The sequence below is a fragment of the Citrobacter sp. Cm038 genome (genome assembly GCF_030333105.1).
In the GTDB taxonomy this organism is placed as follows: Bacteria; Pseudomonadota; Gammaproteobacteria; order Enterobacterales; family Enterobacteriaceae; genus Citrobacter; species Citrobacter murliniae.
On record NZ_JAOWGO010000022.1, the window covers coordinates 901,149 to 917,508 of the forward strand.

Below are 16,360 nucleotides of genomic sequence, written 5' to 3' on the forward strand. Positions count from 1 at the left end.
TTACACCTCCACGTGGCCCAGCAGATAATGATGATGCTGGTGGATATGGCTGATAATGCGGCACATATTGTTTAGCTCCGGTGGCACGTTGTTAAACAGCCCTTCGCTGTCGATGTTCAGATTCCAGCTTTGGTTATTCAGACGTACGCGCACCCGGTCATTTTCCACCAGGAAGCCAGGGTTGCTGCTGTTATCAAAATCCTGCGACAGGCTAAAGACGGTGATTTTGTCTTTGTATGGTCTGCCATTCCATGGGCAGAACTGGGCACAGTTACCACATTCGTTGCAGTAGGCATCGAGGTGGAGTGTCTGGAAACGGTTCTGGAATCCTGGAACCGGAATAGAGACGTTGGCGCGGTTCGGGCAGACATCGACGCACTTGCTGCAAACATAGTTACATTCAAGGCAGCGTGCGGCTTCCTGAGCGACAAATGCGTCACGGTCGTCGCTATTTACCATGGAGATAGAGATATCGCCTTTGCGTAGATAGATTTCCGCAGGGTTGGCGTTGTTCCAGTATTTATCGCTCTGGTGTGAACGGATGTTTTCCCGGCTAAGGATGGCATCCGTTGCCCGACGTGCGGTTCCAACCGCTGCGACAATAGAGGACGGCCCGCGTTGAACGTCACCAATCATAAAGACGTCAGCGAGGCGAGTTTCACCGTTGTGATCGACATCTGGCCAGCCGTTTTTGTCCAGTGGTACGCCCATAGCATTCAAGGCTTCAGTGTCCTGCTGTTCGCCAATGGCGGTAATCAGGCTGTCTACATGCAGCGTCATTGTTTCGCTGGTTTCAACCGGACGGCGACGACCTTTCTCATCAGGTTCACCAAGCGACATGACGCGCAGTGTTAAGGTACCGTCGGCATCAAAATGTTCCGGGTTGTTCAGGAAACGGAACTCTACACCATCGTGCAGTGCTTCTTCATACTCTTCACGCCACGCTGGCATCTCTTGCAGTGAACGACGGTAAATGACGGTCGCTTTTTCGACGCCAGGTACGCGTAATGCGGCGCGCGCGCAGTCCATCGCGGTGTTACCAGCTCCGACAATCGCCACATGCTTGCCCAGGTGGAGCGCTGCACCTTTGTTGTATTCGCGCAGGAAGGGGAGAGATTTCCAGACGTGTTGATTGTCGCCCGCCAGTTTTACACCGCTGTTTTTATCGGTGCCGGTAGCGATCAGAATGTAATGGAAGCCCTGATTTTTTAATTGTTCGACGGTTAAAGTCGATGAACAGCCATACTCAAATTTCACCCCATGGTCAGCGACAAAATCGATATCGTGCTGAATTAACTCCGCCGGGATACGGAACTGGGGAATGATATTTTTCACCACGCCGCCCGCATTGGCTTCGCGTTCAAATAGCGTGACCGGATGACCGGCTCTGGCAAGGAAGTAACCTGCCGCCAGACCCGCCGGGCCCGCGCCAATCACGGCGACTGGGTGGCGTGAACCGGAACCCGCTGGTTTGTGCCAGCGCTGTTTATACTCATCCCAGCCTTTTTCCAGCGCGACTTTTTTCAGTTCGCGGATATTCAGCGCACTGTCGTAGTCCAGGCGGGTACAGTTGTACTGGCATTGATGATCGCAAATGTGACCGGTAATGGCGGGCAGGGCGTTGCGCTGATAGATAAGTTCCAGCGCGTCGGCATAGCGGTGCTCGCCCAGCAGGCGAATATATTCAGGGATATCCTGTTGGATGGCGCAAGCGGTGACACATGGTGCAACGTAGCAGTCGGTCAGCGGCAGATCTTCCGCCACTTCAATACGCTCTTCGGGCTTCCAGTGTTTCTGGGTGTACTCCATGGTTAACGCGTCTGCCGCCAGCTTGTTCAGCCGTTCAACATCAACATGGTCGAGACCCCAGGCATCTGACGCTTCCAGTTCACGCATGCAGGCGCTTAAACGCAGATAGCCGCCGGGTTTCAACAGGTCAGTTGCCATGGTGATCGGGCGAATACCAGTATCGAAAATATCGCGGATAGTCAGTTGGCTGGCGCCACCGGAATAAGAGATAGGCAGTCTGCCATCAAAGGCGCGGGACAGAACTGCTGCAACATTGATAGAGAGCGGGAACAGCGCACGCCCGGACATATACATCTCTTCACCAGGCAAGGCGCCTTTGTTGTTGATAGTGCCGAGAGTGTTAGTCAGTTTGACGCCAAAGCTGAGCGATTTCTCTTTAGCCAGCGCCATCAGGCGTTGCAGCATCTCCAGCGCCTGTGTCAGCTTCAGATCATGATCAAAAGACTCTTCTTTTAAGCCGATGTAATCGAACCCGCAGCCATCAAGAATTTCACGTACCCGTGTGTAGCCCAACAAAGTCGGGTTAAGTTTCACGAAAGTGTTCAGCTCTTTTTCTTCCAGCATGTAGCGGCAAATGGCTTCGATTTCATGTGGAGGGCAGCCGTGCATAGTGGAGAGGGTTACGCCTTGCACCATGCTGGTAGGGATACGTGCCGGTAGTGCCTGTAAATGCGCGCGTTTACCCTGCAAACCGTGGCGGGCTAAAAACGCATCATCCAGGAGCAGTTTATTAAGCGTATCGCGGTATTGGGTGAATTTCGGATGTGCAGATGCGTCCATCATATTGTCGATGAATTGCTGCATTGGTGGTTGTTTAATACCGTCGAGGTTGTAACCGACGCTCATATTAAAGATGAACGATTTACCGGAGTTGGAAGGTTGGAACATGGCTTCAAGCAGATGCAAGGCAAACCAGGCTTTAAGGTATTCATCCCATGCTTTAAGCAGAGTGAATTCGGTAGACCATTCGGTGTTAAAACACTCGTCTTCTGCGTCGATACAGGGTTTTTCTAGCTCCAGACGGTCAAGAATTTGTACCGTTTTTAGTTCGATGAATCGTCCGCCGGTCAGCCATGAGGTGACGATATTTTGTGCGAGTTGCGTGTGCGGGCCAGCGGCAGGGCCGACGGGGGTAGCACAGGTTTCACCGAATACGTTGACAGATTTACCTTCTACGGGTGAGTAAAACTGCTGCTCAGGAATACCAAAGATAGAGCGTTGTTGTTGGTATTCATCAAATATGCGCGTCAAAAGTTCCTCAAACGGAATGGGACGCATAATATCCCCCATAACCCTCTCCTTAGCTTACACAGATATCATTGAGTGACCGGTATTGAGAAATCCGGTGGTTTAGAGGGATAGAGCAACAATCGCACCACTCTTGCCAACTTTGCCTGGTAATATAAAAAAATGTGAGGCGATTCGAAAGTTAAACGCTTTTTGTGAATTATCTCACAGTAGCCAAATGAGAATTAAAATCACTCCTGAGGTTTATTATTGCCAGGGTTTTTATCACCTTTTCTCGTTTCTCAAAAACAGTGATTCCTTATCATTATGATAAAGGCGTAGTGAGTGGGTTAAATATTTGAACGCAATCGTTTAACTGGGTTTTCTAAATTTAAGCATGCTTTTTTGTGCATTAATAAAATCTTCGGGAGTATCAATATCTAAAATTATTTCTTCATTTTCCATTTCGACGAAATAGTGTTCACCCATCAGCAATGCTTGACGCATATTGCTAACATTAGGTCGCTGGACCGCCTGCATCAGGCACGATTTCGACATTAAAATCGGATGTCCAGGTATGCCGTTGTGCTGAGGGAGTATTGCGCCATTGTTACGTAATACCCAGATTTTTCGGAAAATATCGGTGTTCAGATTGGGCATGTCGCCATGGGTGATAAAACAATGCGCTGTTTCAACCGAGGGGGCTGCGGCTTTCACCGAGGTCAGCAAGCCCAGCGCATAATCAGGGTTATAAATAATAGTGATATTGGCATTGTTTACGTAGCGATTATGCAGTTCATCAGCACGATAACCGGTTACTAAAATAATTCGACTACAAAACTGCAACGCATTTTTGATACTTGCATCAAGAATTGTTCCCTGTTGCCAGGGTAACATCATTTTCCATTGCCCCATTCTTGATGATAATCCGGCAGCGGTAATTATACAGTCGATGGCTGACATAGAGTTTCCATTATTTATTGGCAAGTCATACCTGAAAATTGTGTCACTTTCCTACAAATAAAGTGATGGGGCTAATTTACCTCAGAGAGGTCCCAGAAGGCTCGTGAAAAGTATAATTGACCCGGCAATGTTATTCATTGATTTAGGCGCAAAGAAACACCCCGCAGTCATTTCTGTTGTTGGTGCAGGGGGAAAAACCAGCCTGCTTTTTTGGCTGGCGCAGTTATTTCAGTCCAGCGGCAGGCGCGTTTTAATCACTACGACCACACATATGTTTTTGCCCGATTCCTGCTGGCCTGTGATTTTCTGCCGCGATCCCGTAATGCTTCCTCATGTGTCTCTCACGTCGCCTGTTTCATTTTGTTTTAACCGCTGGAAAGCGCAGTCAGGGAAAGCCCAGGGGTTTGCACCAGACGTCATTGATGCGCTGGCGCAACGTCCGGAATGTGATGTGATTCTCGTTGAGGCAGATGGCTCGCGTGGATTGCCGTTAAAAGCGCCGGATGAGCACGAACCTTGCATACCACAAAGCAGTTGTTGCGTGATTGCTGTGATGAGTGGGCATTTACTGGGCACGATAATTGACGCAGAAAATATCCATCGCTGGCCGCAGTTTGCCAACATCACCGGGCTGACGCCGGGGTCGACCTTGCAATTTAGCGATCTCGTTTCGCTGGTTCGCCATCCTCTGGGCGCGTTTAAAAACGTGCCTTCAGGTTGTCGGAGAGTCTGGTTTATTAACCGTTTTTCTCAATGTGAGAATGTGATCGTACAAAGTGAGCTACTCAAGCCACTGCAACAACATGACGTAGAGGCAATCTGGCTGGGCGATATACAAGAAAATCCTGCAATCGCGCGCAGATTTGTGAAATAGCAGCCCGGGCATTCCGGGTAACTGAAAGGATATCCATTGAGGTTGGTATGAATATTTTCACAGAGGCTGCAAAATTAGAAGATCAAAATTGTCCGTTTGTGATAGCGCAAATTGTTGATAGCCGAGGCTCTACACCTCGCCATTCTGCACAAATGTTAGTGCGTGCAGACGGTTCCATCGTCGGTACGATTGGTGGAGGAATGGTTGAGCGTAAGGTGATTGAAGAGTCGCTGGAGGCATTGCAGGAACGTAAGCCGCGTTTATTCCATGGACGCATGGCCCGTAACGGAGCGGATGCTGTCGGGTCAGATTGCGGAGGTGCAATGTCAGTATTTATTAGCGTACATGGTATGCGTCCACGGCTGGTATTAATCGGCGCGGGGCATGTCAACCGGGCCATTGCCCAGAGTGCGGCTCTGTTGGGGTTTGATATCGCCGTTGCCGATATTTATCGTGAAAGTCTGAATCCTGAACTTTTCCCGCCATCAACAACATTACTGCATGCCGATTCGTTTGGCGCTGCGGTGGAGGCGCTGGAAATTCGACCTGATAATTTTGTTCTTATTGCCACCAATAATCAGGATCGTGAAGTTCTCGATAAATTCATTGAACAGCCAGTCGCATGGCTGGGATTACTGGCAAGCCGCCGTAAGGTTCAACTATTCCTGCGCCAGTTGCGTGAGAAAGGTGTGTCAGAAGACCATATTGCCCGTTTGCATGCGCCGGTGGGCTACAACATCGGTGCCGAAACACCGCAGGAGATCGCCATCAGCGTGCTGGCAGAGATCTTACAAGTTAAAAATAACGCGCCTGGTGGGCTGATGATGAAACCTTCACATCCTTCCGGACATCAATTAGTGGTGATTCGCGGGGCGGGAGACATCGCCACTGGGGTGGCGCTGCGGCTGTATCATGCGGGTTTCAAAGTGATCATGCTGGAAGTGGAAAAACCGACGGTGATTCGCTGCAGCGTGGCGTTTGCCCAGGCCGTATTTGATGGCGAAATGACGGTTGAAGGTGTCACTGCTCGGCTGGTCTCCAGCTCTGCGGAGGCAACGAAGCTGACTGAGCGTGGGTTTATTCCGGTGATGGTCGATCCCACCTGTGCGCAGCTCGATGAACTTAAACCGCTCTGCGTGGTGGACGCCATTCTGGCGAAACAGAATTTGGGTATGCGTGCTGATATGGCACCAGTGACAATTGCACTTGGGCCTGGTTTTACCGCAGGAGTAGATTGTCATGCGGTGATTGAAACAAATCGCGGACACTGGCTCGGGCAAGTCATTTATTCTGGTTGTGCGCAGGAGAATACCGGCGTTCCTGGCAATATTATGGGACATACCACCCGGCGGGTTATTCGCGCTCCGGGTGCGGGCATGATGCGTTCGAACGTTAAATTAGGCGATTTGGTGGAGGAGGGGGATGTCATAGCCTGGATTGGCGAGCATGAAGTTAAAGCGCCGTTGACGGGCATGGTGCGTGGCTTGCTGAACGATGGACTGGCTGTGGTCGGTGGTTTTAAAATCGGTGATATCGACCCTCGTGGCAAAACGGCTGATTTCACCAGTGTTTCTGATAAAGCCAGAGCAATTGGTGGTGGAGTGTTGGAAGCGTTGATGATGCTGATGCATCAGGGCGTAAAAGCGACGAAAGAAGTGCTTGAAGTTGCTTAAATCAAGTTGGCCGGATGACATCGCATCCGGCCTTTGAATTACTGACAAATCACCGTTCCGGTTTTACCTTCAATTCCTTCTTTCGCTTTACTCAACACGGTAATCAGTGCTTCGCGACCCGCACGTGAGCGAGCAAATGACGCGGCGGCCTCCACTTTAGGTAGCATGGAACCTTTCGCGAAATGTCCTTCTTCAATAAAGCGTTCAGCATCGCTCAATGACAGACGGTCCAGCCACCGTTCATTTTCTTTACCAAAGTTAATCGCCACTTTTTCGACTGCGGTAAGGATTATCAACATATCTGCATCAATCATTTCTGCCAGACGTGCACTTGCCCAGTCTTTGTCGATAACGGCGCTGGCGCCGCGCAGATGGTTACCTTCACGAATGACAGGAATACCGCCACCACCAACGGTAATCACTACCTGGCCGGCGTCTACCAGTGCTTTCACCGTCTCTTTTTCAATAATATCAATCGGTTTAGGTGAGGCAACTACACGACGATAGCCGCGACCTGCGTCTTCTTTCAGAGTGTAGCCTTGTTTTGTCAGTCGTTCTGCTTCCTGCTCGGTAAAGAACGAACCGATCGGTTTAGTCGGGTTAAGAAAAGCCGGATCGTTGGCGTCGACTTCGACCTGCGTGACCAGAGTCGCAACGGGTTTATGAATGCCTCGGGAGAGCAGTTCTTCGCGCAGGGCGTTTTGCAGGTCGTAACCAATATATCCCTGACTTAAGGCGACACAGACAGACATCGGCAGCATTGGTGAATGCACTTCAGTTTTAGCTGCGGCTTCGAAGGCCTGGTTAATCATGCCCACCTGCGGCCCGTTACCATGAGTGACTATAACTTCATGCCCCTGGGCAATTAAATCAACAATTGCCTGAGACGTAATTTTGACCGCTTTCATTTGCCCGGCCAGATCGTCGCCCAGCGCATTCCCGCCCAGGGCGAGAACAATTTTCTTACTCATTTTTCCTCACTCATCATTCTTGATTGTGTATAGATCCCTGGCAGTGGTTAGAACACGGGAGGGACAAACGGTTTGCGTCGCAGGAAACGTCCCCGTCCGGCTTTGCCTGTAAAGGTGCCGTCACAGAAAATCGTTTCACCACGGGATAGGGTTCTGACAATTGCACCCTGGCAGGTAAAGCCCTCCCAGGGCGAGTAGTCGGCGTTGTCATGAAGATGACGATGGTGAATTTGCTGGCGTTTATTGGGGTCGATAATCACCACGTCGCCATCTGAACCGGGTGCCAGTAACCCTTTTTGTGGCCACAGACCAAACAGTCGTGAAGGCATCGCGCTGGTTAATTCGACAAAACGCTCCGGTGAAATACGCCCGCTCATTACGCCGCTGGAGAACAGTAACTGCATGCGATTTTCCACGCCGGGTAAGCCATTTGGGCAACGGCTGAAATCGCCTTTTGAAATCTGCTGGCGCTGAGCCATTGAGAAGGTGCAGTGATCGGTAGCGACCACGTCAATCGCGCCATCGTTGATGCCACACCACAGTTTGTCCTGCTCACGAACGTTGCGCAGCGGCGGACTAAGAATAAATTTCATGCCGTCTTCTGCATCGTAACTGCGCTCGTCCAGCAGAAGATATTGCGGGCAGGTTTCCACCCAGACTGGCTGGTGATTTGCGCGGGCAAGACGTAAATAATCCAGGCCTAAGCCGTTAGACAAGTGGACGATATATAACGGGGCGTTACCGGCAAGCTGCGCCAGGTTAATCATGCGGGCTATGGCCTCCGCTTCGCATTCCAGAGGGCGACTCATCGCGTGATAGCGCGGCGCAGTTAACCCAGCGGCGATAAACTCGGCACGCTTACTGGCAATAGCGGCGTCATTTTCTGGGTGTACAGTAGTCAGTGCGCCAGACTGATGTAGACGGCGTAACGCTTGCAAAACTTCATCATCGTTGAGTTTGTATTGATAGGTTAGATAGAGTTTAAAACTACTGAGCCCTTCCTCAACCATCATCGGGATTTCGTCGAGGATGGCATGATTGATATGCTGGATAACACCATGAAAGCTGTAGTCGATGACTGCTTTATGGGCGGCATAACCGCGATACACTTCCAGTTGATGACGTAACCGGCAGCCACTCGGGCCAAATCCCATATGGTCAATAATGGTTGTTGTACCGCCACACGCGGCTGCGCGGGTACCGGTAAAAAAATCATCACAACTGCGCGCGATGCCGACATCAATATTGAAATGCGTGTGAACATCCACGCCGCCAGGGAGGATGTAACATCCAGTGGCATCAATTACTTCACATGGGAGCTGCGGCGAAATATCGCGACCCAACTGGCGAACAATACCGTTTTCAATCAGCAAATCCTGTTTTGCTTGTCCATCTGCGTTAACGACAGTGCCGTTTTTAATCAATACGCGCATAGCAAACTCCAGAAACCCTCCGGCGAACCGGAGGGAATTAGGTGAAGAGTAATTATTCTGTTGCCAGCCAGCTTAATGGGATTGCGGCGTACATGGCGGCGCAGGTCACCAGGTGAGCTTTCCAGGTTTTTTCGTTTGGCGCATGGGCTTCAGGTTCTTTACCCGGGCCAAAGCCGATGACCGGAATGCCGTGGCGACCCATGATGGATACGCCGTTAGTAGAGAAGGTCCACTTATCAACGACCGGCGCTTTACCAAACAGGCCTTCGTAGGCATTAACCAGCGTTTTAACGGTGAAGTGATCTTCTTCCACTTTCCAGGTCGGGAAGTAGCATTCAGTTGGGTAAACCAGGCCAGTCCAGGACGGACGGTCGTAGTTGTACATAGAAACGACAGCATTCGCTTTCTGTACCGCTGGCAGGGCGCGGATTTCGTCCAGTGCGCCTTCCCAGGTTTCTCCCCAGGTCAGGCGACGGTCAATGGAAACGGCACAACTGTCTGCAACAGCGCAACGGCTTGGGGAGGTGAAGAAAATTTCAGAAACGGTCAAGGTGCCTTTGCCGAGGAATTCGTCATAGCCCAGACGTTGAGACAGATCTTGTAATTCGCTAAGAATCGGGCCCATTTTGAAGATGGCGTTATCACCGCGTTCTGGCGCAGAACCATGGCAGCTAACACCCTGTACATCAATGCGAATTTCCATACGACCGCGCTGACCACGGTATACCTGGCAGTCGGTCGGTTCAGTACTGACCACAAATTCCGGGCGAATGCCGGATTGTTCAATAATGTACTGCCAGCACAGCCCGTCGCAGTCTTCTTCCTGTACAGTACCGGTTACCAGCAGAGTGTATTCATCTTCCAGACCCAGGTCTTTGATGATCTTACCGGCATAAACCATTGATGCCATGCCGCCTTCCTGGTCGGAAGTACCACGACCGCCAATCAGTTCATCGGTTTCCATGCCTTTGTATGGGTCGAATTCCCAGTTTTTGATATTACCAATACCCACGGTATCGATATGAGCATCCATAGCAACCAGGCGCGGACCATGGCCGATATAACCGAGAATATTACCCATCGGGTCGATTTCAACCTTATCGAAACCGACTTTTTCCATCTCTTCTTTAATACGATGCACAACGCGTTTTTCGTCGCAGCTTTCGCTGGGAATCGCAACCATATCGCGCAGGAAGCGAGTCATGTCTGCCTGATAATCTTTTGCTTTTTCAAGAATCAGTTTGAATGGAATATTCTTAGCCATTATTTTCTCCAGATTTTTTACTCCCTGTTTGGCAGGGAGTTGTTCCAATAGGGGGATCAAGGTGCTACAGCGTGTTTGCCTTCCCAGACAACTTCGCGGTAGTGCTTCACGTCGGTGTCGCCTTCAGTGCTGATCACCAGCACGATGGCATCTTTGTTTAGCGCCAGTTTTTCCATCAGGCTTTGACGTTGCGGGTGATAATGAACAGCCGCGAGAACACCCAAACCGACAGCACCAGATTCACCGGAGATGATGCGCGGATCGTTGCCGTATGGGTTACCCAGCACGCGCATACCTAATGCGGCAACGCTGTCCTGGCAGGAGATGAATTGGGTCGCGCAATTACGTAAGATTTCCCAACCCAGTGGGTTAGGTTCGCCGCAGGCCAGGCCAGCCATGATAGTGGCCATATCGCCGCCAACGTTGACGATGTTGCCTTTGACGCCAGAGCGATAAATACAGTCAGCTTTATCAGGCTCAACAATGATGCTGTGCAGATTTTGTGGGCTATAGACATCCACCAGATAACCCAGCACGCCGCCAGCCATCGCGCCAACGCCAGCTTGCAACAGAACGTGCGTCGGTGTTACGCCCATGTCGCGCATTTGCTCAACGGCTTCATCCGCCAGCGTGGCGTAGCCTTGCATGATCCAGGTTGGGATTTTTGTGTAGCCTTCCCAGGCGGTATCCTGTACCACTTCCCAGCCACGTTGCTGAGCGTGCTGCATGGTCAGCCGAACGGTGTCGTCATAGTTCATGTCGGTGACGATGCATTCGGCGCCGAGGTTCAGAATGGCATCCACACGCTCCTGAGCAGAACCTTTCGGCATATAAATCACCGCATGTTGGCCGAGTTGCTGGGCAGCCCATGCCACACCGCGCCCGTGGTTGCCGTCGGTAGTCGTAGCGAACGTCATTTTTTCGCCAATGGCATTTTTCAGATGCTCAAATGACAGTGTTTCGATATCAAGATGATATTTTTCGCACAGTAACTGAGCGATGGCATAGGCGCCGCCGAGCATTTTGAATGCATTCAGACCGAATCGTTTTGATTCATCCTTAACGAGAATTTTCTTCACGCCAAAAAGGTTTGCCAGATCGTCCAGTGCACAAAGTGGTGTTGGGCGATAGCCAGCGATTTTTTGGTGGAACTGGCGCGCCAGTTTTGCCTGGCTTTGCGAAAAGAGCGATGATGTTTCGCCGTTGAAAAAGTTGTTATCGGCGATATCAATCTTCAATGAGAAAACGGACATATCCTATCCTTTGGCCTCTGGAAATAGAGTGCCGACCTGTCGATCGGCTCGAGGGGTTATTTCACGCGTTCTTGCGCTTCTTTCAGCAGTTGTTCGAGCAGTGCGCCAGGTTTTGAATATTTACGTGAAAGGATCATCGCGGCGATGATATAAGGCTTCCAACTGGCTTCTTTGTAGGTCGCGATACGGTATTTTTCGAATACGCCTTCAGTCACTTCACCTTCTTTGCAGGATATGCCGCTGATATCAGCCGGCAGACAGTGCATATACAGGGCTTCACCGTCGCGAGTGAGTTCCATCATCTCTTCGGTGCAATGCCAGTCTTTGTGGTGTGCGTTCTGTGCCAGACACTGTTTTTCCAGGGCTTTCAGGCCTTCATGATCGTTAGCGCGCAGCAGTTCAGTTCGCTGTTCCATCACTTTGTAAGGCGCCCATGACTTCGGATATACGATATCCGCGTCTTTGAATGCCTCTTCCATGCTGGTTACCTGACGGAAGCTACCGCCAGACGCTTTAGCATTGTTTTTAGCCACTTCAACCACATCTGGGATCAGGTCGTAACCTTCTGGATGTGCCAGGGTGACATCCATACCGAAACGGGTCATCAGACCTATGATGCCCTGTGGTACAGAGAGTGGTTTGCCGTAGCTTGGGGAATACGCCCAGGTCATGGCGATTTTTTTACCTTTCAGGTTTTCCAGTGAACCAAAGTGTTCACGCAACCATGCCAGGTCAGCCATAGACTGGGTTGGGTGGTCGATATCACATTGCAGGTTAACTAATGCCGGACGTTGCGGCAGTACGCCTTGCTTATAGCCATCGTCGAGTGCAGCGCCAACTTCACGCATATAGGCGTTACCCGCACCCAGATACATATCGTCACGAATACCGATAGCATCGGCGCAAAAAGAGATCATATTGGCGGTTTCGCGAACGGTTTCGCCGTGGGCAATTTGTGATTTACCTTCGTCGAGATCTTGCTGCGCAAGGCCGAGCAGGTTAAGCGCGGAAGCATAAGAGAAGCGAGTACGGGTGGAGTTGTCGCGGAATACGGAAATACCTAATCCACTATTAAAGACTTTGGTCGAGATGTTTTCAGCACGTAATGCTTTTAACGCTGCAGCAACGTCCAGTACTTGTTTCAATTCGTCGGGTGTCTGTTCCCACGTCAACAAAAAATCTTTCTCGTGCAGGTGAGAGGTCAGCGAATTGATATCCTTTATCAGCTCAATAACAGTTTTCATCATAAAATCCCGGTAGTGGAATGACAGGCAAAGTGGTTTATTTCACTGTGACGTGCCAAATGGTTGGTGTTTTCACAGCTATACCTGGGACTAACAATAAACATGCCAGAATTATCTAACAGGGAGTGAAATGCTAATTTGACGGGTAATATGTGGATTGGATCACGAATTGGGGACTGTTGCTGAATGTTCATAATATACGAAAACGTTTGGCTTTTTTGTGGCGTTATTTATTTGCTGCTAATTATCAGGAATAAGATAACAGAACAGTTTATCCCTCGTCAGTTTGATAAATTCACCCATGTAATTCTCATATTGATATAGAAATGTGATATCTCTTCCATAATTTCATTAGAAAGTGATAAAAATCTTATGTTCTTATCAAAGCAAAATTTGCCTGAGTTAATATCATCATGATCCGTGAATCATCAACGTCTTCAACGATCAACCTATAAGCGATTCTGGAAGGTAAGGTTATGGAGCTTGCTACTACGCAGTCAGTATTGATGCAAATTCAACCAACAATTCAGCGTTTTGCCAGAATGCTTGCCAGCGTTTTGCAACTTGAGGTTGAGATCGTTGATGAAAACTTGTGTCGCGTCGCGGGAACTGGCGCGTATGGGAAATTTCTTGGCCGCCAGTTGAGCAGCAACTCCCGGTTGCTCCGTTATGTCCTCGAAACCAAAACCGAAAAGGTCGTGACACAGTCCCGTTTCGATCCTCTGTGTGAAGGCTGTGACAGCAAAGAAAGTTGTCGCGAAAAAGCATTTCTCGGCACGCCCGTCATTCTGCAAGATCGTTGTGTCGGTGTGATAAGTTTGATTGCTGTGACCCATGAGCAACAAGAACATATCAGTGATAATTTACGCGAGTTTTCTGATTATGTTCGCCATATATCGACTATTTTTGTCTCGAAACTTCTGGAGGATCAAGGGCCGGGAGATAGCATCAGTAAAATATTCGCTACCATGATTGATAATATGGATCAGGGTGTATTAGTTATAGATGAAGAAAACCATGTTCAGTTTGCTAACCAGACGGTGTTAAAAACTCTCGGTGTTGTTCAAAATAATATAATAGGGAAATCTATTCGTTTTAGGCCATTAACATATGAGAGCAATTTTACCCATGGTCATATGCAACATATTGTCTCGTGGGATGATAAAAGTGAATTGATTATTGGTCAGTTACATAACATTCAGGGGCGACAGCTATTTTTAATGGCATTTCACCAGTCCCATACCAGTTTTTCCGTAGCAAACACCACAGACGAGCCGCATATTGAGCAACTGGTGGGTGAGTGTCGGGTTATGCGGCAATTAAAACGACTCATTAGCCGCATCGCACCCAGCCCATCCAGCATTATGGTCGTTGGTGAAAGTGGGACCGGGAAAGAAGTGGTGGCTCGTGCTATCCATAAATTGAGTGGACGGCGTAACAAACCGTTTATCGCGATTAACTGTGCGGCGATTCCGGAGCAATTGCTGGAAAGTGAATTATTTGGTTATGTCAAAGGCGCATTTACTGGCGCTTCAGCCAATGGCAAAACAGGGTTGATTCAGGCGGCAAACACGGGCACGCTATTTCTTGATGAAATTGGCGATATGCCGTTAATGCTGCAAGCAAAATTACTGCGGGCTATTGAGGCACGCGAGATCCTACCTATTGGTGCCAGTAGTCCAATACAAGTCGATATTCGTATCATTTCTGCAACTAACCAGAATTTGGCCCAGTTTATTACCGAAGGTAAATTCCGCGAAGACCTGTTCTATCGCTTGAATGTCATTCCGTTAACTTTACCGCCGCTGCGCGAACGTCAGGAAGATATTGAACTGCTGGTCCATTACTTTTTACATCTGCATACGCGTCGCCTGGGATCGGTTTATCCTGGCATTGCTCCTGATGTTGTTGAATTATTGCGTAAGCATCGTTGGCCGGGAAATCTACGTGAGTTAAGCAATTTGATGGAGTATCTGGTTAACGTTGTTCCTTCTGGTGAAGTTATCGACAACACGCTTCTGCCACCAAATCTGCTAAATAATGCCACGATGGAACAAAGTGTAGTGACTGAAGCCAGCGAGGGGCATCTGGCTCTGGATGATGCTGGCGGTACGGCGCTGGAGGAGATGGAAAAACAGATGATCCGCGATGCGCTTTCACGTCATAACAGCAAGAAGCAAGTCGCTGATGAGCTGGGTATTGGAATTGCCACGCTCTATCGCAAAATTAAAAAATATGAGTTGTTGGATACGTAATTGTAAAAAATCCGACCTGAATTCAGGCCGGAGATTGTTTTATTTCGTTTCCTCGCAATCCAGTACTGTATTTACAATCATCTGATATCCGGTACAGCGACAGAGGTTACCCGCCAGACCGTGACGAATTTCCGTAATGGTTAACGGTTTTTCGCGTGGTTTAGCCAGCATTGCTGTAGTGGCCATAATAAGCCCCGGCGTACAAAACCCGCATTGCACCGCGCCTGATTTCGCATAAGCTTGTTGAACTCGCGAAAGTTTGCCGCCTTTTGCTTCGCCTTCCAGCGTGCGGATCTCTTTACCTTCAGCCCATGCGGCCAGAAATAAACAACTGTCGACTGCCGTTCCGTCAACTATTACTGTACAAGCACCGCATTCACCAACGTAGCACCCTTGTTTGACACTAAGCAGCCCTTGTTCGCGGAGCAGTTCAGAAAGCGGCATGCCCGGCGCTGCGTGAAGCTGAAAAGGCATGCCGTTAATAATGCATTCAATGGTAATCGTTTCGCTGTAATTCATTACAATTTTCCCCCCGCCGCGGCGACGGCTTCGCTAATCACTTTTTTGGTCATCGTCTGAATGAGATGTAGACGAAACTCTTTACTCGCACGCCAGGAAGAACGTGGGGCAACATCTTGCAGGACGGATTCGCTGATAGCTTCAAGCGTTTGCGGGTTTAATGGCGCATTTTGCGCAGTCTGTTCGGCATGCTGGCAGCGGATCGGCGTAGGGGCTGCAACCCCAAACGCCAGACGCAACTCACTGAAGTTGCCGTTATCCAGCCGACAATGGGCGGCACAACCGATCGTTGAAATATCCATCGCATCACGCATGGCATACTTAAAATGCGCGCTACCAGCATATGCTCTCGGCTGTGGAGGAAAATGAAAAGCGACCAGGATTTCATCATGCTCAAGGGAAACCTTACCTGGCCCGGTATGAAAGCCATTTATGGGGACGAAACGTACCCCGCGCGATGAATGGATCTCCAGTTTGGCATCATAAATGAGCGTCGGTGTGGCAGAGTCTGCGCTGGTTGCGCCGTTGCAAATATTACCACCATAGGTGGCGACATTACGGATTTGCGGACCAGCGATGGATGAAGCTGCGGCACACAGGGCAGGGAGATGGCGTTGGGTTAACGGATCTTCAATTAACTGTGTGAATGTTGTCGCAGAGCCAATTCGCAGTCCGCCATCTTCTGTCAGCGTAATTCCCCGCAGTTCTTCCATATTGTGGATATCAACAATATGGCGATAACGGCTATTGTGGTGGTGGAGCTGAATAAGCACATCTGTGCCACCCGCGAGCAGTTTTGTCTGCGGATTGTTGGTCAGCAGGTTGATAGCATCTGCAATCGTGGTCGCGCGATGGTAAGAAGCAAAATCAAACAT

The 16,360-nt window shown here is 49.6% G+C and carries 12 protein-coding genes; 3 read left to right on the forward strand and 9 right to left on the reverse strand.

The genetic code is table 11. From position 1 onward, the window contains the following. Together ygfK and mocA are read right to left on the reverse strand one after the other, a co-directional pair. Window positions 1-3,099 (reverse strand): putative selenate reductase subunit YgfK, encoded by a 3,099-nt coding sequence (gene ygfK, locus OGY01_RS15595; RefSeq protein ID WP_284096802.1) that lies wholly within the window; start codon window positions 3,097-3,099, stop codon window positions 1-3. A gap of 309 nt (window positions 3,100-3,408) precedes the next feature. Continuing rightward, window positions 3,409-3,999, reverse strand: a complete 591-nt coding sequence (mocA, locus tag OGY01_RS15600; RefSeq protein WP_286493314.1) for a molybdenum cofactor cytidylyltransferase — start codon at window positions 3,997-3,999, stop codon at window positions 3,409-3,411. A 103-nt stretch (window positions 4,000-4,102) separates the two neighbouring features. Here mocA and yqeC point away from each other — a divergent pair, with 103 nt between their 5' ends. Together yqeC and yqeB are read left to right on the forward strand one after the other, a co-directional pair. Next, window positions 4,103-4,873 (forward strand): selenium cofactor biosynthesis protein YqeC, encoded by a 771-nt coding sequence (yqeC, locus tag OGY01_RS15605; RefSeq protein ID WP_286493315.1) that lies wholly within the window; start codon window positions 4,103-4,105, stop codon window positions 4,871-4,873. Window positions 4,874-4,920: 47 nt separating this feature from the next. After that, window positions 4,921-6,546 (forward strand): selenium-dependent molybdenum cofactor biosynthesis protein YqeB, encoded by a 1,626-nt coding sequence (gene yqeB, locus OGY01_RS15610; RefSeq protein ID WP_286493316.1) that lies wholly within the window; start codon window positions 4,921-4,923, stop codon window positions 6,544-6,546. A 38-nt stretch (window positions 6,547-6,584) separates the two neighbouring features. Here yqeB and arcC read toward each other — a convergent pair whose 3' ends face one another. Genes arcC through ygeW form a run of 5 tightly spaced genes read right to left on the reverse strand, consistent with a single transcriptional unit; the run spans window position 6,585 to window position 12,711 of the window. Then, window positions 6,585-7,517 carry a carbamate kinase gene (arcC, locus tag OGY01_RS15615; protein ID WP_200041851.1) on the reverse strand — a complete coding sequence of 311 codons (933 nt, stop codon included), beginning with the start codon at window positions 7,515-7,517 and terminating at the stop codon, window positions 6,585-6,587. Window positions 7,518-7,564: 47 nt separating this feature from the next. Beyond that, window positions 7,565-8,950, reverse strand: coding sequence for a D-phenylhydantoinase (gene hyuA / locus OGY01_RS15620; RefSeq protein ID WP_286493317.1), 1,386 nt, complete (start codon window positions 8,948-8,950; stop codon window positions 7,565-7,567). Between the two features lie 52 nt (window positions 8,951-9,002). Further along, entirely contained in the window at window positions 9,003-10,214 is a 1,212-nt protein-coding gene (locus OGY01_RS15625; RefSeq protein ID WP_048220609.1) for a YgeY family selenium metabolism-linked hydrolase, read from the reverse strand. Between the two features lie 56 nt (window positions 10,215-10,270). Next, window positions 10,271-11,467 (reverse strand): diaminopropionate ammonia-lyase, encoded by a 1,197-nt coding sequence (gene dpaL / locus OGY01_RS15630; RefSeq protein ID WP_045447176.1) that lies wholly within the window; start codon window positions 11,465-11,467, stop codon window positions 10,271-10,273. 56 nt (window positions 11,468-11,523) lie between these two features. Continuing rightward, entirely contained in the window at window positions 11,524-12,711 is a 1,188-nt protein-coding gene (gene ygeW, locus OGY01_RS15635) for a knotted carbamoyltransferase YgeW (protein ID WP_286493400.1), read from the reverse strand. A gap of 476 nt (window positions 12,712-13,187) precedes the next feature. Here ygeW and OGY01_RS15640 point away from each other — a divergent pair, with 476 nt between their 5' ends. Beyond that, window positions 13,188-14,966, forward strand: coding sequence for a sigma-54 interaction domain-containing protein (locus tag OGY01_RS15640; protein WP_048220611.1), 1,779 nt, complete (start codon window positions 13,188-13,190; stop codon window positions 14,964-14,966). Window positions 14,967-15,005: 39 nt separating this feature from the next. On the opposite strand, the gene xdhC is transcribed toward OGY01_RS15640, so the two are convergent. Both xdhC and xdhB read right to left on the reverse strand, forming a co-directional pair. Next, window positions 15,006-15,485 carry a xanthine dehydrogenase iron sulfur-binding subunit XdhC gene (gene xdhC, locus OGY01_RS15645; RefSeq protein WP_286493319.1) on the reverse strand — a complete coding sequence of 160 codons (480 nt, stop codon included), beginning with the start codon at window positions 15,483-15,485 and terminating at the stop codon, window positions 15,006-15,008. Next, entirely contained in the window at window positions 15,485-16,360 is an 876-nt protein-coding gene (gene xdhB, locus OGY01_RS15650; RefSeq protein ID WP_045447138.1) for a xanthine dehydrogenase FAD-binding subunit XdhB, read from the reverse strand. The genes xdhC and xdhB overlap by 1 nt, the downstream gene beginning before the upstream one ends.